Genomic DNA, 23,563 nt, shown 5'->3' with positions numbered 1-23,563 from the left:
AAAATCAAAGCATTCAGATCCACATCCCGAGGCGTAAGGGACATTTCATTCTTCCTTTTCAGACTATCTAAACTCTATGCATGAATCCCTAACTCTTCCCCCCAAGAATTTGGCTTGATCCCATACATGTCAAGTATTATTGTTATGTATGCAATCTATTTCAAGCGCAGAGCTTTGATAGTAAAAAATGAATTTTACGTATATCCTTCCCTGCTGGATACTTTAATCCTTCCGTTGCCTTGGAGCTTTTATCGTTGAAGAAATTAGGGATATATAGTCTTGGATTTAATATGAATTGAACTTAAAACGGTTTCGAAGAAACTGACTCCACAGCTACTTGCCTCATTAAATCACAATAATAGCTTAATGAAGGATGCCTGATATCTATAGGAAGGTACTAAACAAACAGTAGTTTTGGTTATATTTGGGTTGGGTAGTATTTTAGAATGAATGTAGGCTTATATCTTTGTTCTGGTTAGAAGTGCCTAATTATATTTATTTATTTCAAAAGCTTTATGGATTTCAATTCGGGGAACCTGTTATTAAAATTAGAATGGTGATAAATTTGGATAAAAACTCTCAGGTTAAATCAAAAAGGAGAGTTGCCGAACACGGGGAGGTATTTACCAATGAAAAGGAAGTTAACGCCATGTTGGATTTAGTGAAACACGAAACGGAGCGAATTGAATCTACATTTTTAGAACCTGCTTGTGGTAATGGTAATTTCTTGGCAGAAGTATTAAAAAGAAAACTTTCAGTAGTTGACAGTCGATATAGTAAAAGCCAATTTGAATGGGAACGATATGCGGTACTTGCGGTTTCTAGCATTTATGGAGTTGATATTTTAGAAGATAATGCAGTCGAGTGCCGTGAAAGACTTTTTAAAATCTTCGATGAAAATTACATTGCTCTGTTTAATGATAATTATAAGGAAGAGTGCAGACGCAGCATAAAGTACCTTTTAAATAAAAACATACTTTGGGGTGATGCATTGGATTTTACTAATCCAGTTACGAAACGGCCTATCATTTTTTCGGAATGGAAGCCTTTAAACGGTACTCTACTGAAAAGGAAAGATTTTATGTTTCAGTTTCTTGTGCAGCAAAGCTTTCAGTTATCCATGTTTGATGAAAACAATAATGCTCAGTATTTCGATAAGGAAATACAGGACTATCAACCTATACATTTCTTAAAACTTGGGGAAGATGGTACAAACTAACTATAACCCGGATGTGCTCTCATGTCTTGCCAATTTGAGTAACGACGAAGTGTTTACACCACCGAGTTTGGTAAACGATATTTTAGATTTGCTCCCTAGCGAATTGTGGAGCAACCCCGGTGCTAAGTTTTTAGACCCTGTTTCTAAAAGTGGTGTTTTTCTTCGGGAAATGGCCAAACGTTTAATGGATGGCTTGGAAGCTCAAATTACCGATAAGCAGGAACGCATTAACCATATTTTTGGTCAACAATTGTACGGTATTGCCATTACCGACTTAACTGCTTTGCTTTCTCGCAGAAGCGTGTACTGTTCCAAAACTGCTAATGGAAAATACTCCATTTGCGAAAGTTTTGATAACGAGCAAGGTAATATACGCTACGAAAGTATTAAACACACATGGCAAAGCGGGAAATGCATTTATTGCGGCGCAAACAAGGAAGTGTACAGCCGAGAAGATGCTATGGAAACCCATGCTTATAATTTTATTCACACAGACAATCCTGAAAAAATATTCAATATGAAATTTGATGTTATCGTTGGTAATCCACCCTATCAATTAAATGATGGTGGCCATGGGGCGAGCGCTAAGCCCATATATCATAAATTTGTGGAGCAAGCTATTAAACTAAGGCCTAGATATATTTCAATGATTATACCAGCAAGATGGTTTGCTGGTGGCAGAGTTGGTGAACTCACAGAGTTTAGAGAAAAAATGTTAAGAGATAAAAGTTTGAGAATAATTCATGATTTTCAAGATGCAAGAGATTGTTTTCCAGGAGTTGAAATAAAGGGAGGTGTAAACTATTTTCTATGGGACCGGGATAATGAAGGGCTTTGTAAAGTTTACACACACTCAGGTAATAAAATCGTTTCAGAAAGTGAACGCTCCTTACTGGAAGATGGGGCTTCAACCTTTATTCGATACAATGAAGCTATACCTATCTTGAAGAAAGTTCAAGCAAAAAGTGAGAAAAGCTTTTCAGAGTTAATTAGTGCAAATGATCCTTTTGGGTTTGATGTTAGGGTAAAAGGCAGCATGAAACGGGTTAAACCCCAATATAAACTCAAATACTTCGAAGGTAGTGTTAAGTTTTATTACAACGGATGGAGAAAAGATGGCGTTGGATACATTGATACTAAATATGTGCAAAAGAACCCGGATTGGTTGAATCAAAATAAGTTATTTGTAGCAAAAGCCATCGGCACAGGAGATTGTAAAACCGATATTATAAAACCTTTTTTACCCGATAATCCATCATGCACAAGTGAAACTTACCTTGTGATTGGTCCCTTTCAATCGAATAAGACCATAGAAAATATCCTTTCATACATTGGGACCAAATTTTTTCACTTTTTGGTTTCTCTCAAAAAAATAACCCAAGAGGCTAGAAGAGGAGTTTATGAATTTGTCCCTATGCAAGATTTCTCTGAAAAATGGACAGATGAAAAACTATACAAAAAATACAAATTAACTACGGAAGAAATCGACTTTATTGAAAGTATGATACGGCCAAAGGACTTATCCCCAAATGGCGTAGAAAATGAATAAGAAAGAATTCTTCCCTCCTCGTCCATCTGCCAATCCCACCATTTATGCTTACGAATTGGTTGGAGTTGCTACGCATAAAGGATTGCTCAAAATCGGATTTACTGATCGTAATGCACAACAACGAATAAAAGAGCAGCTAGGTACTGCAGCTATTCAGTACAAAATTGTATTTGAAGAATCAGCTATGAAACGGGATGGTAATTCCTTTACTGACCGTGATATCCATCGTCATCTTCGTAAACAAGCTTTTGCAAATCCCGAAGGAGAATGGTTTAAATGTACCGTAAATGATTTACGTAAAGCTATTTGGGAAATAAAAACGGGTGAACGAACAGAAGCGAGCCGGGTACATAGCTTTACAATGCGACCGGAGCAGGAAGAAGCCGTAAATAAAACCAGTAATTATTTCCAAAGAATTCGCACTGAGAATCATGGTATGACTCCTCATTTTTTGTGGAATGCCAAAATGCGTTTCGGCAAAACATTTGCCAGTTATCATTTGGCTAAAAAATTAGGGTGGAAAAAAGTTTTGGTTCTCACTTTTAAGCCAGCTGTGGAAGATGCCTGGAAAGAAGATTTGCTAACCCATGTTGATTTTGAAGGTTGGCAGTTTATATCTAAAAATGCTACGGACCTGTCTCAGGAAGATATTATTACAAAAAACCCCTTAATCTGCTTTGGCTCGTTTCAAGACTATTTGGGCAGAAATACCAATACAGGAGGCATCAAGGCTAGAAACGAATGGGTACACACCATCGTATGGGATTGTATAATTTTTGATGAATACCATTACGGTGCATGGCGTGAAAATGCCAAAGATTTATTCGGGAAAGACGTGGAAGCCGAAACGGAAATTGAAGATTACAAAAAGATTGAAAAGGAAGGGTTTGCTGAAGAAGACAAGGCAGAACATTTAGAAAAGATAATTCCAATTAGTACCAATCATTTTTTATACTTGTCTGGTACACCATTTCGAGCTATCAATTCTGGTGAATTTATAGAAGAACAAATATTTAATTGGACCTACTCAGACGAGCAAAAGGCCAAAGAGAATTGGGTCGGTGGCGTTAACCCATATGCATCATTGCCAAGAATGGTAATGCTTACGTATCAATTGCCAGACTCTATCCGACGGATTGCCATGCAAGGTGAGTTTGATGGCTTCGATTTGAATATATTTTTCACAGCGGAAGGAAAGGGTAATAATTGGCGCTTCAAGTATGAAGACGAAGTCCAAAAATGGCTGGATCTCATACGTGGCTCATTTAGTGAAACAACAGTGGAAAATTTAAAATTGGGAGCACAAAAGCCACCTATGCCTTTTTCTCATGCTCCTCTTTTAAATGTTTTAAATCATACTTTCTGGTTTTTGCCATCAGTTGCGGCATGTAACGCCATGGCCAGTTTATTAAAGCAGAGACAAAATAAATTTTATCATGACTATAATGTGGTTGTGGCCGCTGGAACAAGTGCGGGCATTGGCGTAGAAGCTTTACTTCCGGTATTAGAGGCAATGACAGATAACCCTTTGGAGTCCAAAACAATTACACTTTCCTGTGGTAAGCTCACAACAGGTGTCTCTGTTAAGCCATGGACAGGTATTTTTATGCTCCGCAATTCTTCCAGCCCTGAAACTTATTTCCAAGCTGCCTTCCGGGTACAAACACCATGGGTAATTAAAAACCCAGATAGTAAATCTCCAAATAAGGAGGAAATTCTCAAAGAAGAATGTTATGTATTCGATTTTGCACCAGACAGGGCATTAAAGCAAATAGCGGATTACAGTTGTCGACTCGATGTAAATGAAGCGAACCCCGAAGTAAAAGTTGCCGAGTTTATTAATTTCTTACCCGTGTTGGCATTTGATGGTAGTTTTATGAAGCAGGTTGATGCTGCTGGAATACTGGATATGGCACTAAGTGGAACCACTGCTACACTGCTTGCTAGAAGATGGGAAAGTGCTTTGTTAGTGAATGTAGATAACAATACCCTAGCTAGATTAATGAAAAATTCGGAAGCGATGCATGCTCTGATGAATATAGAAGGTTTCCGGTCTTTAAATCAGGATATTGAAACTATAATTAACAAATCGGAGGCCGTTAAGAAAGCTAAAAAAGATGTAGGTGATACCGAACTATCCCGTGAAAAAAAGAAGGAGATATCTGTTGAAGAGAAGGAATACAAGAGTTTGAGGAAAACGATCCAGGATAAGTTGATCAAATTTGCTACCCGTATTCCTGTTTTTATGTATTTAACAGATTATAGGGAACGTAGTTTGAAAGATGTAGTCACTCAGTTAGAACCCGGACTATTTAAAAAAGTTACCGGGTTGTTAGTTAAAGACTTTGAATTGTTGGTCAGCCTCGGAGTATTCAATTCGGGACTAATGAATGATGCAGTTTTTAAATTTAAACAGTATGAGAATGCCAGCTTAGAATATACTGGTATCAACAAGCACGAGGGGGAGAATATTGGAGGATATGATACGGTCCTTACCAGGGAAGAACATCAAGAAATTTATTTAAATGAAGATTGATTATGCTATTGGAACGATTCGAAAATTTACTTATAAAGTATGAGTCGAATTTTAAAACAGTTACTGAGTGGGAATACCGTATAACCAGGGGCAAAAACCTCAGTGATCAAAAGAATTTCGTTGGGTCGGATAAACTATGTTTTAGTCCAAATGGTATTTTAACTGAAAATATTCGAACAACAAAAACATCAAGTGATAAGAATATATTTACCTACAACAGTTCAGGAATAATAGTTGCCATTATGACTTTTGATACTTATTCTAACAAAATAGGTATGATTTCAGAGTTTATTTATGATGATGACGGTCGAATTATAATTAAAAAAGAAAGGCATATTACTGGTAATGATTCAATTTTCAATGATGAAGAATGGTTAAGCTTTTATACACATGATTTTGTGTTACAAACTAATAAAGATCGTCCCTTGTCAAATGACTATACCATTATGAGTAAATTTGATGAGAATAATTATTTGATAGAAACAAAAGCATGTAGAAATGGTAATGAAGTTATTACTTGGAGCAAAATGATGTATGATGGTTTAGGAAATGTAATTAAGGAAACAAGCTTTCAGGATGATGGGCAAGTATCGAATGAGATTTTTTATAAAAGAACATGGAATGAAAACGGCTTATTGAAAAGCATTCATTGTAAATTTCCAGAAAAAGAAGTTTTCGAGGAATACGAGTATACACTAAATGAACATGGACATTGGATTGAACAAACACAAAGTAAAAATGGCGTATTGGACAAAGTAATATTTAGGGCAATTGAATATTATGATTATCCGGCAATTAATCTAAATTTTGGCTAATAGTCACATTTGATTAAACGGCACAAAAAAAGCCGACGGCTTTCGCCTTCGCACATCAAAATATTTCAATATGGACGTAAAATAAAACGATATTATATGTAAAGCGAATCGAATCATCCCAAATTAAGGATTGATTCGATTCGCTGTTTCTCCTAATCAAATTCACGCCGGTCAATCTCCTTAGCTCCTTTGACAATCTGGTCTATCGGAGTGATTTTTAGATTCATACTTCCGTCTGGCATGGGCCATAGACCGCATAGATAGGTTTTGTCAGGCTCTAAGAGCCGGAGGGTATCAAATTGAATAGAATTTCTAAAAGTTGGGGAAGTGGGTTTTTAGCTGAATACTTAACCTAAATCTGGCAGCAAAATATTACGAAAGGTAGGTGAAAGGCAAGAAATCGCAGCCAATATCAAACCAAATCACCGAAGCAAAAAACATTAGAAAATCACTATTAATACTTTGATGAAGAGTCAAATCAAAAATATCTCATTCTAAACAGTAAATTGTTGTATGTAGAAGGTTCAATATTCAGAATTACTTTGGTCCTATGGGCATTTCAAGAAATACCGTTCCCTCACTTTTGCTAACCAAACCAGTAGATTTATTTAGGGAAATGTTTTGCTTGGGTGGGTATAAATCTGCTGCAATATCACCGGAAAAGTTTCATTAATATTACTATATCATCATGGACAACCCCTCTATTCCCAAGTATCTTTTAGAAAATCACGATCGAATTATAAATGCTCCAGTCCAGCAGATTACATTATGGAATGCCAGTTACGACCGCTACAAAGGCTACGAAGTAGTCAATGAAATATATAAGCGCTTTCCTAACAGAAATTTGCAACGTAAGGAGGTGATTAACCTATTTTCGGAGAATCCTTATACTGGATTTATTGCGTCTCTGATGTGGGGAGGGATTAATGCGAACAGACCTCAAACTGCAGAAGGAATGGATACTCCATTTAGAAAGATCTTGGAACATCCCATAGAAAAAGTAGAACAAGCAATTCAATATGCAGAGCAAAAAATAAAATCTGGTGAAATGTATGATTTGTTTTTAAGCTTTGCTCCTAATGGGGATCATGATCTTCCGGGCATCGGATATGCTTATTATACTAAGTTGTTCTTTTTCTTAGGGCAGTTACATGATGTGTCTTTAAAGCCTCTAATTTTAGATAAATGGACGTCCAATGCTCATTGTTCCTTAACGATACAAACCGCTCAAATTCATCGGTTAGCGTATAAGGGTATAAATACTAATTTAGCATACGCCGTAAAGCTTCCTTCTTCTCTGCAAAAGCAGGCGGCGCTTTACAATCAGTATGTAGTAGATTTCAATACCTGGACTAAAAAACTGAATGAATTAAATAAAGAGCAACAAGTTACTCCAGCCAAAGTTGAAGAATTTGTATTTGGTCAGTCTCTAAAATTAAACCCCGACCCCAGTAATCCTAGAAAACAGTTATGGAAGATCATTGTCGATCATTTTGGTGGTGATAATTTTTTGGTAGAAATTAAAACTCCACGAATAGCGGTACCAAGGACTATTCCAAATATTGTCGCCATAGAACCACTTACGGCGAATAAGAAATACTATTATCTGCAAGAATATCTTAGAGAATGCTCACTTAAAGGATTGAAATCAATAGTTTTAACCATACATGAAATTGAAATCCAACTCAGCAGGGATACTACGAACAAGTTGCCAACATGGGCATTTACCCGATCGGCCCTATTTTGGGGAAACACGAGTTCTGAGTATCATGTACAGAAAGTCGCTTGGTTGTCACAAGGATACCGAGTTTCCAGAGTTGACATCTCCTCAGAGAATAAAGCAGGCGCTATTACTTTTACTAAAATGGATTAATCGTTGTATTCTTAACTACTTATATCCTGTTACCGGTTTGTCTTTCAATAATCATTTCACCCCTTCGGGGTTTGGAAATGATGGTTCAAAAAATCATCTATAAAAATTCCAGCCTTTCAGGGTTTTGGAGGTTATATAAGCTAAGACAGGAGCGGAAGCTTGGTGATTGTGGCTATCAGTAGTTGGCCTTGGGCTATGGACTGGGGTGCTGGTTATGAATCACGAATCAAGACCGAAACTTATGGAGTGAGTAGTTTTTTAGGGTTGCATTTTTAACCCATAATCCGATCAATATTATGCGAGCCATTCTGGGTTTGCAGGGCAAAAGGTCGATTGCCGACAGCCCACAGCCGATCGCCAGCGGGCTACAGCCTACAGCCGATTGCCGACAGCCGATCGATAACCATGGTTAAGAAAAGGTTAGCGTCTCTTTCTAATGCGACTTAAAGAAACGGGTGTAATGCCTAAAAATAAAGCGATATTAATGTGGTATTTTAGTTAATACAATTTCGGGGCTGGGCTCCTTTACATCAAGATTTCTTTTTTCGGGTTTGTCTTGGATCCTGGCAAGAAAGCGTTTTTAGTAGGGGAGTAGTGGTTCGAAGGTAAGGCGCTCTATATATTTTTTTATGTCTGGGGAGCGGACTCTTTTATCCATTTAATAGTTTTCCAACGTAGCGCTATCTTTGGAACACCTACCCTAAATATTGTAGCATGAACAATGAGCTAAGGCCGTTTTGGCGTAATATCTTTTCCTTTGACTGGAAATTTGGTTTGTTTTTGATCGGCATCATTTGTATTCCCCGGTTTATTTTGGTGCTTAAGGCGAATATTTCCGGGAGCTATGGGGGCATTGGTGCCATCATGCTGATTTCCGCTTTTGCCCCTTTGCTTTTTTTGACCAAATATGGCCGGAACGAAATTGGGGTGAAATGGGCCAAGAATTACTGGTCGTTAGTCTTGGCTTTTTCCGTTGGCATCGCCGTGAGTCTTATGCTGCACTGGATCGGAAATAGCCTCTATGGAAATACCTTTGAAAATTGGTATCATTATATCGGTCGATCCTATAATATCCCCTCGGGTATAGGAGCTGAGGATAAAAAGATTCTCTTCGCTGTGATGGCGGTCACGGGGATGACCTTTAGTCCGATCGGAGAAGAACTATTCTTCCGGGGAGTCGTCCACGCTAGTTTTGCCAAATCGTTAGAAGACAAAATGGCTTCCATAGTGGATGCTTCTGCCTTTGCCCTCACCCATATCGCTCATTTTGGGTTGGTATTTATCAATGATCAATGGCGTTTTCTGTTGATCCCTACCTTGCTATGGGTTAGTAGCATGTTTCTGGTTAGCATACTTTTTACTGCATTTAGAAGATTTTCAAACTCGATTTTGGGCGCAATTATTTGTCACGCCGGATTTAACCTTGGCATGATTTACAGCATATTTTATTTGTTATAGACTTTCGGTACCGAAGAGGTTGCTTGGGCTGAAAATTGGTTTGGCAATCTCCCCAGGATTCTAATTTATTGCCGACTGCTCTTCCAGCTCCGGAGCTTCCGTTACCCTGTTATGATGGCTTTTTCGTGACCAGAAAAAGGCTATAACGGATCCAACCGTGAGGACTGCGGCGGCAAGGTATGCTGGCGTATGGGCGATGGAAAAGCCTTCGGGTGCCAGTAAGATATAGGAGCTACAGACCATGGTCATAAATACGGAGGGAACCAATGAGACCCAGTAGGACTTGCCTTGTTTGGACAGATAAACGGTGATGGTCCATAAAACTATGGTGGCTAGGGTCTGATTACTCCAGGAGAAATATCGCCAGATGATGGCGAAATCGATCTGTGTCAAAGCGAAGGCGATGACGAAGAGGGGGAGACTTATGTATAAGCGTTGCACAAGTTTTTTCTGGCTGAGTTTAAAGATGTCGGCCAGAATGAGCCGGGCCGAGCGGAAGGCAGTGTCTCCAGAGGTGATGGGTGCAGCAACGATCCCCAGCAGGGCCAAAATACCGCCCAATGGGCCGAGCATTTGAACCGATATTTCGTTGGCGGCCCAGGCAGCATTATTATTATTGTCGGCCATGGCGCCGTTCAGGCCCTCAACCGATCCGAAATAGGTCATTGAAACGGCAGCCCAGATAAGTGCCACTACACCTTCGGTGATCATGGTTCCCGAGAATATGACTTTTCCCGAACCCTCGTTGCCCATGCAGCGGGCCATCAACGGAGATTGGGTGGAATGGAAACCGGATACTGCACCGCAGGCTATGGTAACAAAAAGCATGGGAAACAGAGGAGTTGCTTCCGGGTTGCTGGTCATGTTGCGCAGAGTGGTGGTCGTTAATTCGGGTATATGGTAGTCCCCGATGAATAGGGCACCAATAAGGCCTATGGCCATAAGCAGCATAGCGATGCCGAAAACAGGATACAGTTTGCTGATAAATTTGTCTATTGGTAGCAGGGTTGAAAGCACATAATACACCAGTATGACCCCTACCCAGCCCCAAAGGCTTAAGATATTACCGGTCATTCCGTCAATTATTTTTGCCGGCCCTACCAGGAATACGGTGCCCACAAATATCAATAACAAAAGGGTAAAGACACGCATTACATGCCGGGCACCCTTACCCATATAGATACCCACCACTTCGCTGATACTTTGCCCGTCGTGACGAAGCGAGAGCATGCCCGAGAAATAATCGTGAACCATTCCCGCAAAAATACTCCCCAGCACGATCCAAAGAAAAGCCGATGGCCCATACATAGCACCTGCGATGGCGCCGAAAATAGGACCCAAGCCCGCAATATTTAAAAACTGGATCAGAAAGATACGCCAGGTAGGAAGTACCACAAAGTCAACTCCGTCGGCCAGACGTGTCGCTGGGGTGGAGGCGGATCGTTCCACCCCAAATACCCGCTCCAGAATGCGTCCGTAGATAAAATATCCCAGGATCAGGGTAACGATGGAAAGTAGCAGGGTAATCATAATGAAGGATGGGTGTTAAAAAAATAGAATTTGTCTTTTAAACTCATAAATGACTGTAATCTACTAATCTTTCCTTTGATATTAATAGGCCATGCTTCCAAATGGGCCTGAGTTCTGAATGAGTTTGGGTAGTCAGCTATAGAATTACAAGCAATAATAGGATATAGGTTCTGGCGGTGGCCAGTCATTTATTAGACCTTCAGGAATAATTTATTTCGGTACATGAAATAAAGAAAAAGCCATACCATTACGAATCCCCCTCAAAGGTTAAGTCCCCTGCCCCGAAGCCGGGAACAGGAATAAGCAAAAGTGCTAGAAAATAGCCAGTTAAGATCGCTATTCCTATCCATAAACGAGTGGCCCACGAAAAATAAAGAAACAGGAGTGCGGCCAAAAAAGTAGCAATTCCAATTCGTCCCAGAACACTGCCAAAGCGAATGTGGTTGGGGTCGAATGGGTCTAGTGGAGCATTTTTAAATAAAATACCCAAAAAAATCAGAATGATCATTCTGCGAAATACTTTGCGGATCTGAAGGCCCTTGCTTAAACCCCTGGATTTTCCGGCCTGCAGGCTAATAGCCAAAGAGACGCCTGCCAGAAAGAGGAATAGTGGAAATATGAAATCATAAAAGGTGAATCCGTTCCAGTCGGGATGATAAAATTGGTTGGCGACGGCGTCTACGATTCCTATGCCCGTAAGCCCTCCTAGAAGATGGATGAAGTCGCCTCCTCCAGAAATCATAAGCATGTCGAAGCCTCGGAGGGCATCGAGTGATGCCAGTCTTATGGGGGGGTAAGGTATCCCTTCGCCAGAGCGGGGCGAAGGGATAGTTGGTGGATTTTGCTCTTTCATCTATCAGACGTTATAAACGGAGAATGTTAATAGGGTTACCACAATCATTTTCCAGCAATTTATCCGGTTTTATGCAGGAAGAAGAGCGGATGCTTCCCGATCGAAGAAAAAGACAGTGCTGGGATGCTCCTGTAATATGCTCGCAGGGTGCTGATTAGACACAGGACCCGTGAGGCAATTTTTAACCGCATTTGCTTTGCGTTGGTCGGGTACCGTACAAATCAGGTGGCGTGACTTCAGTATCTGTTGTACCGACATGCTTATCGCTTCTTTTGGAACCTGGTCGATATGATTAAACCAGCCTTCTCCCAACTGTTGTTGCCGGCAACCCTCATCCAGACTGACCACCAGATAGGGACTTTCTGTATCGAAATCGGCGGGTGGATCATTGAATGCCAGGTGCCCGTTTTCACCAATTCCTACCAGTGCCAGGTCTACCTCCCTGTCTGACAGTAAATGATTTAGTCGTTCCACTTCCTGATCAGGGTCATTTTCTCCATTTATAAGGATAGTCTCTTGAAGAGGGGGGAGCTTATCCAGATATCGCTCCTGTATGTACTTGCGGAAGCTCGCAGGATGGGAGTTAGGAAGGCCAATATATTCATCCAGATGAAACATCACTACCTTAGACCAGTCGATACCGGGTGCGTTAACGATATGGTTCACCATCTCGATTTGGCTAGCCCCTGTAGCGGTAACAATGGTAGCCAGACCTCTATCCCTGATGGCATTTTTGATGAGGGCCACCGCATATTCACCTGCAGCAGCGCTCATGGCAGTCTTGTTTTCATAAATGTTAATGTTCATTCCAGTAACTTCCATAGGTTCAGAAAGAGTTTGATTAAAAACTAAAAGAAACGATTTCTTTTTTATACCCATTTGGACATTCTTTCCTTTTCTGGAAATTCTAATTGAAAGATATCCCAGTAAAATGTAGGATAGGGTTGTAGATTAAATTGTATAGTTGGTCTTTCAAATTAGGCGATTTATTGCCCAGGAGCTGATATTTATTTTTACTGTATACATCTGGCACGGCATTTTTATCGTAGGTAATAGTAACTTTTCAAAACTTTTCACGTCATAAGGCCATGGATATATATCAATTCGCAACAGCATTTTGGGATCAGGTCTACGAGGAACAAGAGGCCAAGAAGAGCCAAAAACAGAAAGAGTCTAAATTTAAGCTGGATCGTCAATATCTGCGTAACGGTAAAAAGAGGAGCCGTTTTTTGCAATTCCAAAATTTGGAATAAATAAGCAACCTAACGTAAACGAGCCTTAGCACAACTGGGATACGATCATTTGGCGTACAAGATATTAACTTGCATTTTTATATTTTTAGAGTGTAGATAACTTAAGGTTCATTGTTTTGCATTGGGGAATTATTTACGCTTAATTTAGCATATATTTAAAACGGATGTAAGGTTGAGGATCATGCATTTTATGATCCTCAACCTTTTTTATTATTGCTGAATTAGTAGTAACCTCCCTTAAAATAGTTAATTTCTGATGTCTTATAATTTCTAGATTTTGTCCCCAATAACATTGGATAATATTTTTTATAATAAAATGAAAAAAAATAATGAGAGTATGGTTTATTGCGTAGAACAAATACTATATTGTGCCCTGTTCTAATCGACATCAATATGAAACTACTCTATCTACACCTGTTTTTAATGCTGTGGACTGTTCAAGCTTTCAGTCAAACTTTGCCAGCAAAAATCCAATCAGAAGCTTATACCAATCTATCGGGGACCTATACCGAAACTTGCCAGGACACGGGTGGAGGGAGCAACCTGGCCTGGATGGACACCGGGCATTGGGCCGAATATCAGGTTACAGTACCTAGCTCAGGATTTTATTCCTTTAACTTTCGCATTGCCAATGGTTTTAGCCCTAACGCGACGCTTCGGCTAACGACCTCCTCGGGTACGTTAATCACCGAGGCAAATGTCCCCACTACCGGGGGCATGCAGTCGTGGAAGGATCTTCGTCAGACAGGGTATATGGTCGCCGGCACGCAGACCATACGCCTGACTGCCCAATCAGGTCTATTTAGTATCAATTGGTTCGATGTGCAAGCCTCTCAGCTGGTGCCGGCTAAGATAGAGGCTGAGAACTTTGCCAACGCCTATCAGGTGAGTATCGAGGCAACCAATGATGAAGGCGGTGGCCATAATGTTAGCTACATCGATGATAGTGACTGGATGGATTATAATCTGCTGGTACCGGAAGCAGGGACTTATAGAATGCGGTTTCGGGTGGCTAACAGCTACGGAAACGGAATAATAGAAATAAAAGATGGAGCCAACCAACTCCTGGGAACGATCAACGTCCCTCGCACGGGAGGCTGGCAAATATTTTCTAGTGTCGAGACCACCGTTGCACTTCCTGCAGGAAGTCAGATGATAAGGCTATTTGCCAATAAGGGTACTTTCAATTTCAACTGGTTCGAAATTGAAGAAGAGGAGTCGATAGAAACGGTTCCAGAAACTTTCGTGATGGTGCCTGGGGTTTTGGAGGCCGAAGATTTTACGAATGCCCAGGGGATAAGTGTGGAACCGACCGAGGACGCCGGAGCTGGGAACAACATCGCTGGTATGGCCGATAGTACTTGGTTAGAGTATCGCATAGAAACTACTGTAGCGGGCCTGTATACCTTCGACTTTAGAGTGGCCAACGGTTATAGCGACCACGCGACTTTACAAATTCAAAATGCGCAGGGGGCTATATTGGCTCAGACGGGGGTGCCCCGTACAGGTGGCATGCAGTCCTGGGATAATGTGCGGGTCATTGCCCCTCTGCCACTAGGTACACAAACCATCCGAATCGTAGCCACAAAGGGTGTTTTTGCAGTAAATCGTTTCAATATAAGCGGATCTAAATCCTTGCCTGCGAAAATAGAAGCGGAACAATTTGACATGGCCTCCGACGTTCGCATTGAAGCTACAGGTGATTTTGAAGGCACTGATAATGTCTCGTATATCGATGATAGCGACTGGATGGACTATAATGTGCATGTAGCCCAGGCAGGTCTGCATACTTTTAAATTTCGAGTGGCCAATAGCTACGGAAATGGCGTAATCGAGATTAAGGATGGGAACGGTGCCGTTTTAGGACAGGTTGGTGTCCCCCGCACCGGCGGTTGGCAGGTGTATACCACCATTGAAACCTCGGCTCAGTTACAAGCCGGGAGTCAGGTTCTGCGCATCTATGCCAACAAGGGTACATTTAATTTTAACTGGTTCGAAGTAATTCAGGGGGGAGCGCCAGTGAAAGCCAAGGCGGTGCTCACCTTCGCCTCTCTTCCTGACAAGGTAGTAGGTGCCGCTGCCTTTGCGCTTCAGGCGAGTAGCGATAATTCGGAGGGCCCCGTCAACTTCAGTTCGTCTGACGCCTCGGTAATCAGCGTTTATCAGGATAATGGGACCTGGATGGCCGCTCCAGTAGGGGCTGGTTCGGCAACTATAACGGCCTCTCAGACGGAAACAACATCGTATGCAGCAGCAGATCCTGTCATAAGAAATATAAATATTCTGGAGTCGGCGCCGGTGGCTCTGGGTGATAAGATTACGATCGACCCAAAACGTTGGTACCAACTTACCAATGCCAGCAATGGCCTGGATGGCTTCTTCGATGGAAATACTCAAGAAGATGTTCATACGGGTTGGGGTAAGATAATTGGAGATTATGATGCTTATTATCCCATCTTAGATGATGAGCAGGTAAGTCTTGCTGCTATCAAATTTTTTGACCTTAGCGGCTCTAATCCCGACAACCCCATGACCTTGTCGGTGATTACGGATTCCTGGGAGCGAATTGAAATTGCCTCCTTCAAAGGACTGGTTTACAACGGTTGGGTAGGTCCATACCCCGACCGCAATATTAGTGGTGACGGGAAATTCCTTCTCGATTCGGCCATTCACAATGTTCGCTATCTGGTAATAAAAATGGCCGGTGTAGTACCTACAGAAATCGAGTTTTATGGGAACCATACACCATCTACTGCCGTACCGACTGCCGTTGCTGCTAGTCAGGTTCGTCTGGGCGACATGTTTGGTGTAAATGGCTATGAATGGAATTTCGAACATGGTGCTACTCCCTGGGAGTTAAATCAACCAATGATCGAAGTCGCTAAAAGTTTTACCGGACTACGTCATTATATGGACTGGGAAAAGCTGGAGTCGGAAGAAGGAGTATACTCTTATGCCCCCACTTTGAGCGGGGGTTGGGACTATGACAAAATTTATGAGTTTTGCAAACAGGAACAGATTGATGTACTCGCTTGTTTGAAAACCCTGCCAGGTTGGATGCTGGAAAGTTACCCGGAAGATATGCGGGACGCAGAGAATGTCCCTGTACGCTATGGCAGAGATTTCAATGATCCGCAATCTTATATGGAGCAGGCTCGTATCGCCTTTCAGTATGCGGCCCGCTATGGTAGCAACACGGCTGTGGACTCTAGTTTATTGAGCGTATATACCACACCACGTTGGCCGGGAGATAACCCCAATACCATCCGTATAGGTCTGGATTATGTGAAATATATCGAATGCGATAATGAGCGTGACAAATGGTGGAAAGGACGCAAAGGCTATCAGACAGCCCGGGAATATGCCGCCAATTTATCAGCATTTTATGATGGCCACAAGAATACTATGGGCCCTGCAATAGGGGTGAAAAATGCCGATCCCAATATGAAAGTAGTAATCGCGGGACTGGTTACCGGCCCTGATTACCTGAAAGGTATGGTAGACTGGTGTAAGGAATTTAGGGGTTATAAAGCGGATGGAACCGTGGATCTGTGTTGGGATGTAGTTAATTTTCACATTTATACCGATAACACCTCATCATCGCAAAGTGGAACTTCGACCCGGGGGGCAGCTATAGAAACGACTAATGCCGGCGAAACAATTGATGAATTCATGAAGGTGGCTCATGAAATCTGCTATGACATGCCCGTATGGATTACCGAAACGGGCTTCGATGTAAGCCAGACCAGTCCTATTAAGGCTGTGCCTATTGGCAACAAGTCAGCCTTGGATACTCAGGCTGACTGGATATTAAGGACTGCACTCTTTTCGGCCAGAAAGGGAATAGAAAAGGTTTTTTTCTATCAAATGTATGACGATAATGAAGGCGGAGGGATGTTCGGCTCTTCAGGACTGCTCAATGGCAACCAAACCCGCCGTCCGGTGGCCGATTTTATGGTTCAGGTTGACAAGCTTTTTGGAGATTACCGCTACCAGCAGACCTTACAGCAGGATCCGATTGTAGATCGTTATGAGCATCAGGGACAATCCATGTATGTTCTGACGGTCCCGGATGAAGTGGGTCGGACCGCCACCCATACCCTCAATTTAGGAGGATCGGGGGTAGCGAAAATATACCGGCCTATTGCCGGAGCCAACGACATGTCTTTGGAAGAGATACCGCTGGTGAATGGACAGGTTACGGTCACGGCTACCGAGACACCGATGTTTGTAATTAAGGATGAAGGTAATACTAGTGCCCGGGTAGGAGCAGTGGAGGAACCATTGCTGATGGCCATGCCAAAAGAGGGAACCCCGGAGACCTTGCATGCAGCTATTTCTATTTTTCCAAACCCAAGTCCTGACTATGTGAATGTTGATTTGGGTAGAAATGTAGGTGAAAGGGCAACCATTAAGATTTTTGATAGTCGCACCGGAAGACTATATATCAGCCAGCAAATTGTGCCGGTAGGTGGTCAGCAGCAATACCGCATTGAGCTGGGCTCCTTGCCAGTAGGGATATATGTGGTGGAAATTGCCACCGAAACGGAACGGGCCTATCGGAAATTGGTGAAGCAGCCGTAAAAAAGGATTGATGAACATATAAAGGAGGCCTGGTCGTTAGCAATAACCTCCAGGCCTCTTTTATTTACTTTGCACCAATCACCTCATCGGGCCAGGGTACTGGCTTTCCTGTCGTTAGAAAATAGGGCATTTGCGCCCCATGGGCCTTTAGACTAGCGGTGAAGTAACGGGCCAACTTTTTAAGTTGCTTAGGTTCTGCAGGAGCCAGATCATGCTCTTCTGAGAGGTCCTTTTTAAGGTTATATAAGGCCAGCTTTCCGGAGCGGTAATTGTAGATTACCTTCCAATCTCCTTTTCTGAAGGCGCTTGCCCAGTTATTGCTCAGGCTATCCTTGACGGTCCAGCGATTGGGGTGATGCCAGAGTAATTCCCGTTGTTGGTCACGGTAGGACGGTTTTTCCAATATGGGCAGGAAGCTTTTGCCATCCATTTTCTGAGGGAGGGAAGGGTTTTTAATTCCAGCTACCTCCAGAATAGTGGGCATAAAATCTTCAATAATTACGTACTGATTGGCCACAGACTTGGCTTTTACCTTTTCTGGCCATCGTACCAGCATGGGTTCGCGGATCCCCCCTTCGAAGACCGATCCTTTGCCCCCTTTTAAGGGCAGGTTATGTGTCCATTCCTTGCCACCACGAGGAGGAGTAAGGCTTAACCCCCCGTTGTCCGACATGAAAATGATCAGGGTATGCTCCGCTATTTTTTCCTGATCCAAAAAGCTCAGGACATCGCCTAAGCTTTTGTCCATCCCTTCGATCAGTGAGGCATAGGCCGCTTCCGTGGGACTCAAGCCCAACTTTAAATAACGATCTACATAGCGCTTGTCGGCCTCAATAGGCGTATGTACTGCATAATGAGAAAGATAAAGGAAGAAGGGTTGTCGATCAGCAATAGGTTTTTTTAAAGCATCCAAGGCCTCATACGTGATGGCGTCGCTCAGGAAGGTGTCGGTGCCATGGTATTTCTCCAGCCCGGGAACCGCATTTCGATTGGGTTTGCCATTTCTTGGATTATCGTAATTCTTCTCTCCAAAATAACTAGCGGGATGCCCAATTTCACTACCGGCAATATTGACCAGAAAGCCGACTTGGAGCGGATCTGAGCCTGGTGTACCCGCTGAGCCAAAGTGTGCCTTGCCACTGTGAACGGTATAATAACCATGATCTTGCAAAATCTGCGGGAGTGCAAGGGCATGATAGGTAGATGCCACCCCTGCCTTAGGACTGAAACCATTTAGATTCCACTTCACCGACTGGAACAAGGTATCGGGATAATCGGTGTTGGTGTCTTTGTTCGGGTTGGTCCATTGCGTTACCCGGGTACGGGCTGCATTGACGCCCGTTATCAGGCTTACCCTGGTGGGAGTGCAAATGGGCGTGGCATAGGCATTGGTAAATTTCATTCCTTCCTTAGCAAGCCGCTCCATATGGGGCGTATGATAGCGTCGGTTGAGTGGGGTGGTCCTTTTCCAGAAGGGTACAGAAGTGTCCTGCCAACCCATATCGTCAACCATAAAAATGATGATATTAGGCTTTCTAGCTGTCTGAGCTTCTACCTTTAACTGAAAGAAAAGGCATATCGTGATGACTAAAATGTTACGGATTTGAAAAAGCTGCATAAAGGTGATCGGTCAGTTAAAAGATTAAAATATCGCCCGTCAGCATAACGGCGAACGGTGCTACTCCACCCTTCCAATGGGTCGTAGATTCTGTCCTTTTCGATCCTGTAGGTCATCTCCTAGGTCTATACGAGCTTTTTCTGCTATTTTCTCCAACTCTTTAACCACTTCAGGGTTTTGTTCTAGTACATCATAACGCTCCCCTGGATCACGGGTAAGATGATAAAGTGCTTTGGGGAAAAGGTGATTTTCTGGAGCATGGCCAGGCATTCCGTCCTTTCCGGGTGCCTGCCCTTCGTAGCTGCGCCCCGGATGTTCAAATACTAACTTCCAATCGCCCTTCCTTACAGCCTCTAGGCTATTGCGTCGATAGTAATATAGAAATTCCTCCCGAGGAGTCTGCGTTTGGTCTCCTTTCAGAAGTTGAACAAAATCTACTCCGTCAATTTTATTTTTGGGCATCGGCGCACCTGTGAGCTTGGCAACGGTAGGAAGTATATCCATGGCTGCTAGCAGTTTGTTACTGACCAACCCCGCCGGTACTACGCCAGGCCACCGCATGATGCAGGGTACACGTTGCCCTCCTTCAAACGACGTCCCTTTTCCTTCTCTAAAGCCGCCTGTTGAACCGGCATGATCGCCATAATTCAGCCAGGGGCCATTATCACTAGTGAAAATGACGAGGGTATTGTCATCCAGACCCTGGTTTTTTAGTTCCTTTAATATCTCTCCCACCGACCAGTCGAGCTCCATAATGACGTCACCGAAAATACCTGCTCCACTCTTACCCCGAAAGCGTTTAGAGGCAGCCAGAGGTACATGGGGTAAGGGGTGGGGTATATAGAGAAAGAAGGGATTATTTTTATTTTTTTGGATAAACTTTTTGGCCCTTTCTGTAATGTTGGGTGTAAGTTCTGAGGCTGCCTCTAGGTCTGGAATTGCTGCGGCCTCTTCATTGCCTTCTATCCAGTGTAGAGGAGGGTATTTTGCATGGACCTGATTCGGATGTCCTGGCCACATATCGTGCGAGTAGGGAACCCCATAATACTCGTCGAAACCTTGTTGTAGTGGAAGAAAGGCTTTCTTACTCCCCAGGTGCCATTTGCCAAATATTCCGGTAGCATAGCCCCGCTGCTTTACCAATTCTGCAATGGTTTCTTCTTCCGGATTCAGGCCTACTTTTGACTCAGGACCGTAAGCGCCTGAAATGCCCAGGCGATTGGGATAGCAACCGGTAAGCAAAGCGGCTCGGGATGCGCTACATACGGCTTGGGCTGCCATGAAATTGGTAAACCGTGTGCCTTCCATTGCCATTTTATCGAGGTTGGGGGTACTGTAGCCCAGTGCACCGTTAACCGACAGATCCCCATAACCGAGGTCATCAATAAAAAATAGAACAATATTAGGCTTATCGTCCGATTGAGCCATTACTGGAGGCATACAAAGTCCCATTGTCATAAGAATGCCGGTAACTAAGTGGAGGAGTACTTTTAGATTGTGTTTTTGCATGGATCTAGGAATATTATATTATGTTTACTGAAATGCATCCATATATAGAGAGAAGAATGGGGCCATTGTCCTGAATATATTTGCCTTATTTTACCTACTTAACATTGCGGATGGTAATGGTATATTCCTGTGCCTCCTGTGCAAATTTGTTTGGGATGTAACAGGTTTGCACCATCGAGCCATAATGAGAAATTGGAACCGGGAGGTTAACTATCCTTGGTAAAATAAAAAATTAGGTCAACCAACCTTTTAACCAAAGTTTTTATATAAACCCCTGATTCGCAACCACAGGGAATATCCCATTGGGTAAGGGGATATGCCCCTCATTCAGTCTCCATACATAGATATACAAAGGTAAGGTCCCGGCCTTGCCCCTCATTATTTTAAGAAGAATATTTTGATTTTTCCTTGCACCCAAGTAATGTTGAAAATTGAATATACTTTTGTCACTAGTGTGTTACAGTTAAATTTTAAGACCGCCCTAAACGCAATTGTCCAGCATGGCGAATGAAGAGAATGTTTATTTTGGTGTAAAAGAAATAGCCAAACGAGCCAATGTTTCTATAGCCACAGTCGATCGGGTTATTCATAATCGAACTGGGGTTTCAGAGAAAACACGTAATAAAATCAATGCCATTATAAAGGAAATGGACTATCAGCCCAATATCCTGGCCAGTAGGCTGGCTTCCCGCAAGCCAATCCATTTTTCCATTTTGATTCCCCATAGTTCAAAAGATACCCGCTTTTGGGAGGCTCCTCTGCTCGGGATTAACCGGGCGGAAAAGGAATTGAAAAGCTATGGTATTCAGCTCAAATACTACTATTTCGATCTGAATGACCGGGCAAGTTTTGTCAGGCAGTCCGACCTCTTGCTGAGCAAGGATCTGGATGGTTTATTATATTCTCCTGTATTTGTGGATGAAGCTGTACAGCTTGCCTCAGCTTGTGACCGGCGTGAAGTTCCCTATGTGTTTATCGATGCGGATCTTCCTGAGGCCAAAAAGCTAAGTTATATCGGACCCCATCTCTTTCAGAGTGGCTTTGTTGGGGCCAAGCTACTTACTTATAGAACTACTACGCATCATCCACTTTTGATTGTCAACATATCCAAATCAATTGAAAATAATAATAGTCTCACGATTGCTGCGGGAATCCGAAGTTATATCGAAAATAATGGGCTTTCAAATCAATTGGTAACGGTCGATATTCAAGATACTGACAGCTTCGCCGTGGCCCGACATCTTACTCAGGTTCTTCACGATTATCCGAAGATTGATGGGATATTCGTAACCAACTCACGAGTATCGGCGGTTGCTGCCTTCTTAGCCAAGAAGAAACGTCCGGAAATTAGGTTGATTGGCTATGATTTTCTAAAGGAAAATTGTCAGTACCTACAGGAAGGATTAATCGACTTCCTGATCTGTCATAAACCCGAAGAGCAGGGATATCGTGGTATCATGGCACTTTATCAGAATGTGGTAGTTGACGCGCCCATCGATAAAATGCAGTATATGCCCATCGATATTATTACTACGGAAAATATGGACTTCTATGGCAACTGACAAGGTTTTTAACTAATATATTTTTTTCCTGAACAGCAATTTAAATATGGTTGTTGGATAATTTTTCAAAATAATTCTGCATTTTTTTTTATTAATCCTTATAATATTGTTATTTAAACCTATATTTACGGGTACGTACCCGTAAATACCTGGCTTTATAGACTGTTCCTAAACCTTAAACTGTTTTACATGCAGGACTTTTCACGAAGAAAATTCATTCAGTCGTCGGTATTAGCCGGCATCAGCTTTAGCCTTCTAGAAGACTTTTCCTGGAGCTTACCCGGGACTGTCGGCAAACGGGTGGGTATTATAGGCCTGGATACCTCACATAGCATTGCCTTTACCAAGGCCTTAAATGCGGCTGAGCCCGATCCAGTTTTCGATGGCTACCGGGTAGTAGCGGCATACCCTTATGGTAGCCGAGAAATAGAGTCGAGTAGCAAGCGAATACCTGGATATATTGAAGACATTAAGAAAATGGGGGTACGTATCACGGCCTCTATTCAAGAGTTACTTGGACAGGTAGATGTAGTATTGCTGGAGACCAACGATGGGCGTCTGCATCTGGAGCAGGCCCGGCAGGTGCTGAAATCGGGAAAACGAATGTTTATTGACAAGCCTGTAGCGGGGAGTCTTTCCGACGCTATAAAAATATACCAGGAAGCTGATGGGTTTGGCATTCCCGTATTTTCGGCCTCATCCTTACGATATATCAAGGGAATTGAGGAATTGGATAAGGGGAAAGTTTTGGGAGCCGACACCTTTAGCCCGGCTTCCCTGGAGAAGACGCATCCGGATCTTTTTTGGTATGGCATACATGGGGTGGAAACCCTTTTTACTGTGATGGGCACAGGGTGTCAGCAAGTGACCCGGGTGCAGACTACCGATACTGAACTGGTGGTAGGGGTATGGGAAAATGGACGTATCGGTACTTTTAGAGGAACACGGAATGGCAAGCATGGGTATGGAGGTACTGTGTTTACACAAGATGGTAATCTAGTTTTAGGTCCATATAACGGTTATGAACCACTTTTGAAAGATATTGTGCACTATTTCAAAACCGGTGTAGTGCCTGTCACTCCGGCTGAGACGATTGAGATATTTGCATTTATGGAAGCGGCAGATGAAAGCAAAAGACAAGGTGGGCGGGCTATCACATTGGAGTCCGTTATAAAAAAGGCAAAAAGGGAATCCTAGGAAAGGG

At 42.6% G+C, this 23,563-nt stretch carries 15 protein-coding genes; 10 read left to right on the top strand and 5 right to left on the bottom strand.

Features of this window, described 5'->3' with window-relative positions; all coding sequences use genetic code 11:
* Positions 1-466 precede the first annotated feature (466 nt).
* From X939_RS0121330 to X939_RS0121300, 6 genes are all read left to right on the top strand, one after another.
* The gene (locus tag X939_RS0121330; RefSeq protein WP_025765306.1) at positions 467-1,219 is read left to right on the top strand and encodes a hypothetical protein; all 753 of its coding nucleotides are present in this window, start codon (positions 467-469) and stop codon (positions 1,217-1,219) included.
* Positions 1,206-2,768 (top strand): Eco57I restriction-modification methylase domain-containing protein, encoded by a 1,563-nt coding sequence (locus tag X939_RS0121325; RefSeq protein ID WP_025765305.1) that lies wholly within the window; start codon positions 1,206-1,208, stop codon positions 2,766-2,768. The genes X939_RS0121330 and X939_RS0121325 overlap by 14 nt, the downstream gene beginning before the upstream one ends.
* Positions 2,761-5,304 (top strand): DEAD/DEAH box helicase, encoded by a 2,544-nt coding sequence (locus X939_RS0121320; protein WP_025765304.1) that lies wholly within the window; start codon positions 2,761-2,763, stop codon positions 5,302-5,304. Before X939_RS0121325 ends, X939_RS0121320 begins: the two co-directional genes overlap by 8 nt.
* Positions 5,305-5,306: 2 nt before the next feature.
* Positions 5,307-6,119 carry a hypothetical protein gene (locus X939_RS0121315; RefSeq protein ID WP_025765303.1) on the top strand — a complete coding sequence of 271 codons (813 nt, stop codon included), beginning with the start codon at positions 5,307-5,309 and terminating at the stop codon, positions 6,117-6,119.
* Between the two features lie 688 nt (positions 6,120-6,807).
* The gene (locus tag X939_RS0121310) at positions 6,808-7,992 is read left to right on the top strand and encodes an 8-oxoguanine DNA glycosylase OGG fold protein (protein ID WP_025765302.1); all 1,185 of its coding nucleotides are present in this window, start codon (positions 6,808-6,810) and stop codon (positions 7,990-7,992) included.
* Positions 7,993-8,706: 714 nt separating this feature from the next.
* The gene (locus tag X939_RS0121300) at positions 8,707-9,450 is read left to right on the top strand and encodes a CPBP family intramembrane glutamic endopeptidase (protein WP_025765301.1); all 744 of its coding nucleotides are present in this window, start codon (positions 8,707-8,709) and stop codon (positions 9,448-9,450) included.
* 60 nt (positions 9,451-9,510) lie between these two features.
* Here X939_RS0121300 and X939_RS0121295 read toward each other — a convergent pair whose 3' ends face one another.
* The 3 genes from X939_RS0121295 to X939_RS0121280 form a co-directional block, all read right to left on the bottom strand.
* Complete coding sequence (locus X939_RS0121295) at positions 9,511-10,980, bottom strand: carbon starvation CstA family protein (protein ID WP_025765300.1); 1,470 nt, start codon at positions 10,978-10,980, stop codon at positions 9,511-9,513.
* A 247-nt stretch (positions 10,981-11,227) separates the two neighbouring features.
* Positions 11,228-11,833: a heparan-alpha-glucosaminide N-acetyltransferase domain-containing protein gene (locus X939_RS0121285; protein WP_025765298.1), complete on the bottom strand. Its 606-nt coding sequence runs from the start codon at positions 11,831-11,833 to the stop codon at positions 11,228-11,230.
* Positions 11,834-11,902: 69 nt separating this feature from the next.
* Entirely contained in the window at positions 11,903-12,655 is a 753-nt protein-coding gene (locus tag X939_RS0121280) for a glucosamine-6-phosphate deaminase (protein WP_229236129.1), read from the bottom strand.
* 266 nt (positions 12,656-12,921) lie between these two features.
* Between X939_RS0121280 and X939_RS23730 the strand changes: the two genes are divergently transcribed.
* A complete protein-coding gene (locus X939_RS23730) occupies positions 12,922-13,086 on the top strand; it encodes a hypothetical protein (RefSeq protein WP_157493031.1) in 165 nt (54 codons plus the stop codon).
* Positions 13,087-13,479: 393 nt separating this feature from the next.
* Complete coding sequence (locus X939_RS0121270; RefSeq protein ID WP_044200271.1) at positions 13,480-17,670, top strand: carbohydrate-binding protein; 4,191 nt, start codon at positions 13,480-13,482, stop codon at positions 17,668-17,670.
* Positions 17,671-17,734: 64 nt separating this feature from the next.
* On the opposite strand, the gene X939_RS0121265 is transcribed toward X939_RS0121270, so the two are convergent.
* The gene (locus X939_RS0121265; RefSeq protein ID WP_025765295.1) at positions 17,735-19,288 is read right to left on the bottom strand and encodes a sulfatase; all 1,554 of its coding nucleotides are present in this window, start codon (positions 19,286-19,288) and stop codon (positions 17,735-17,737) included.
* A 60-nt stretch (positions 19,289-19,348) separates the two neighbouring features.
* A complete protein-coding gene (locus X939_RS0121260; RefSeq protein WP_044200282.1) occupies positions 19,349-20,746 on the bottom strand; it encodes a sulfatase family protein in 1,398 nt (465 codons plus the stop codon).
* A gap of 551 nt (positions 20,747-21,297) precedes the next feature.
* Here X939_RS0121260 and X939_RS0121255 point away from each other — a divergent pair.
* Together X939_RS0121255 and X939_RS0121250 are read left to right on the top strand one after the other, a co-directional pair.
* Entirely contained in the window at positions 21,298-22,359 is a 1,062-nt protein-coding gene (locus X939_RS0121255) for a LacI family DNA-binding transcriptional regulator (RefSeq protein ID WP_025765293.1), read from the top strand.
* A 189-nt stretch (positions 22,360-22,548) separates the two neighbouring features.
* Positions 22,549-23,556, top strand: coding sequence for a Gfo/Idh/MocA family protein (locus X939_RS0121250; RefSeq protein ID WP_025765292.1), 1,008 nt, complete (start codon positions 22,549-22,551; stop codon positions 23,554-23,556).
* The last annotated feature ends 7 nt before the right edge of the window (positions 23,557-23,563 follow it).

It is taken from the genome of Dyadobacter tibetensis Y620-1, assembly GCF_000566685.1.
GTDB classification, from domain to species: domain Bacteria; phylum Bacteroidota; class Bacteroidia; order Cytophagales; family Spirosomataceae; genus Dyadobacter; species Dyadobacter tibetensis.
This window is presented reverse-complemented; position numbering and strand designations above follow the sequence as displayed.

What these genes read in the sequence shown, in the direction of transcription:
- X939_RS0121265 (WP_025765295.1), bottom strand. Translation starts at nt 19,288, where the DNA reads ATGCAGCTTTTTCAAATCCGTAACATTTTAGTCATCACGATATGCCTT.
- X939_RS0121325 (WP_025765305.1), top strand. Translation starts at nt 1,206, where the DNA reads ATGGTACAAACTAACTATAACCCGGATGTGCTCTCATGTCTTGCCAAT.
- X939_RS0121260 (WP_044200282.1), bottom strand. Translation starts at nt 20,746, where the DNA reads ATGACAATGGGACTTTGTATGCCTCCAGTAATGGCTCAATCGGACGAT.
- X939_RS0121315 (WP_025765303.1), top strand. Translation starts at nt 5,307, where the DNA reads ATGCTATTGGAACGATTCGAAAATTTACTTATAAAGTATGAGTCGAAT.
- X939_RS0121295 (WP_025765300.1), bottom strand. Translation starts at nt 10,980, where the DNA reads ATGATTACCCTGCTACTTTCCATCGTTACCCTGATCCTGGGATATTTT.
- X939_RS0121270 (WP_044200271.1), top strand. Translation starts at nt 13,480, where the DNA reads ATGAAACTACTCTATCTACACCTGTTTTTAATGCTGTGGACTGTTCAA.
- X939_RS0121255 (WP_025765293.1), top strand. Translation starts at nt 21,298, where the DNA reads ATGGCGAATGAAGAGAATGTTTATTTTGGTGTAAAAGAAATAGCCAAA.
- X939_RS0121300 (WP_025765301.1), top strand. Translation starts at nt 8,707, where the DNA reads ATGAACAATGAGCTAAGGCCGTTTTGGCGTAATATCTTTTCCTTTGAC.
- X939_RS0121310 (WP_025765302.1), top strand. Translation starts at nt 6,808, where the DNA reads ATGGACAACCCCTCTATTCCCAAGTATCTTTTAGAAAATCACGATCGA.
- X939_RS0121320 (WP_025765304.1), top strand. Translation starts at nt 2,761, where the DNA reads ATGAATAAGAAAGAATTCTTCCCTCCTCGTCCATCTGCCAATCCCACC.
- X939_RS0121250 (WP_025765292.1), top strand. Translation starts at nt 22,549, where the DNA reads ATGCAGGACTTTTCACGAAGAAAATTCATTCAGTCGTCGGTATTAGCC.
- X939_RS23730 (WP_157493031.1), top strand. Translation starts at nt 12,922, where the DNA reads ATGGATATATATCAATTCGCAACAGCATTTTGGGATCAGGTCTACGAG.
- X939_RS0121280 (WP_229236129.1), bottom strand. Translation starts at nt 12,655, where the DNA reads ATGGAAGTTACTGGAATGAACATTAACATTTATGAAAACAAGACTGCC.
- X939_RS0121285 (WP_025765298.1), bottom strand. Translation starts at nt 11,833, where the DNA reads ATGAAAGAGCAAAATCCACCAACTATCCCTTCGCCCCGCTCTGGCGAA.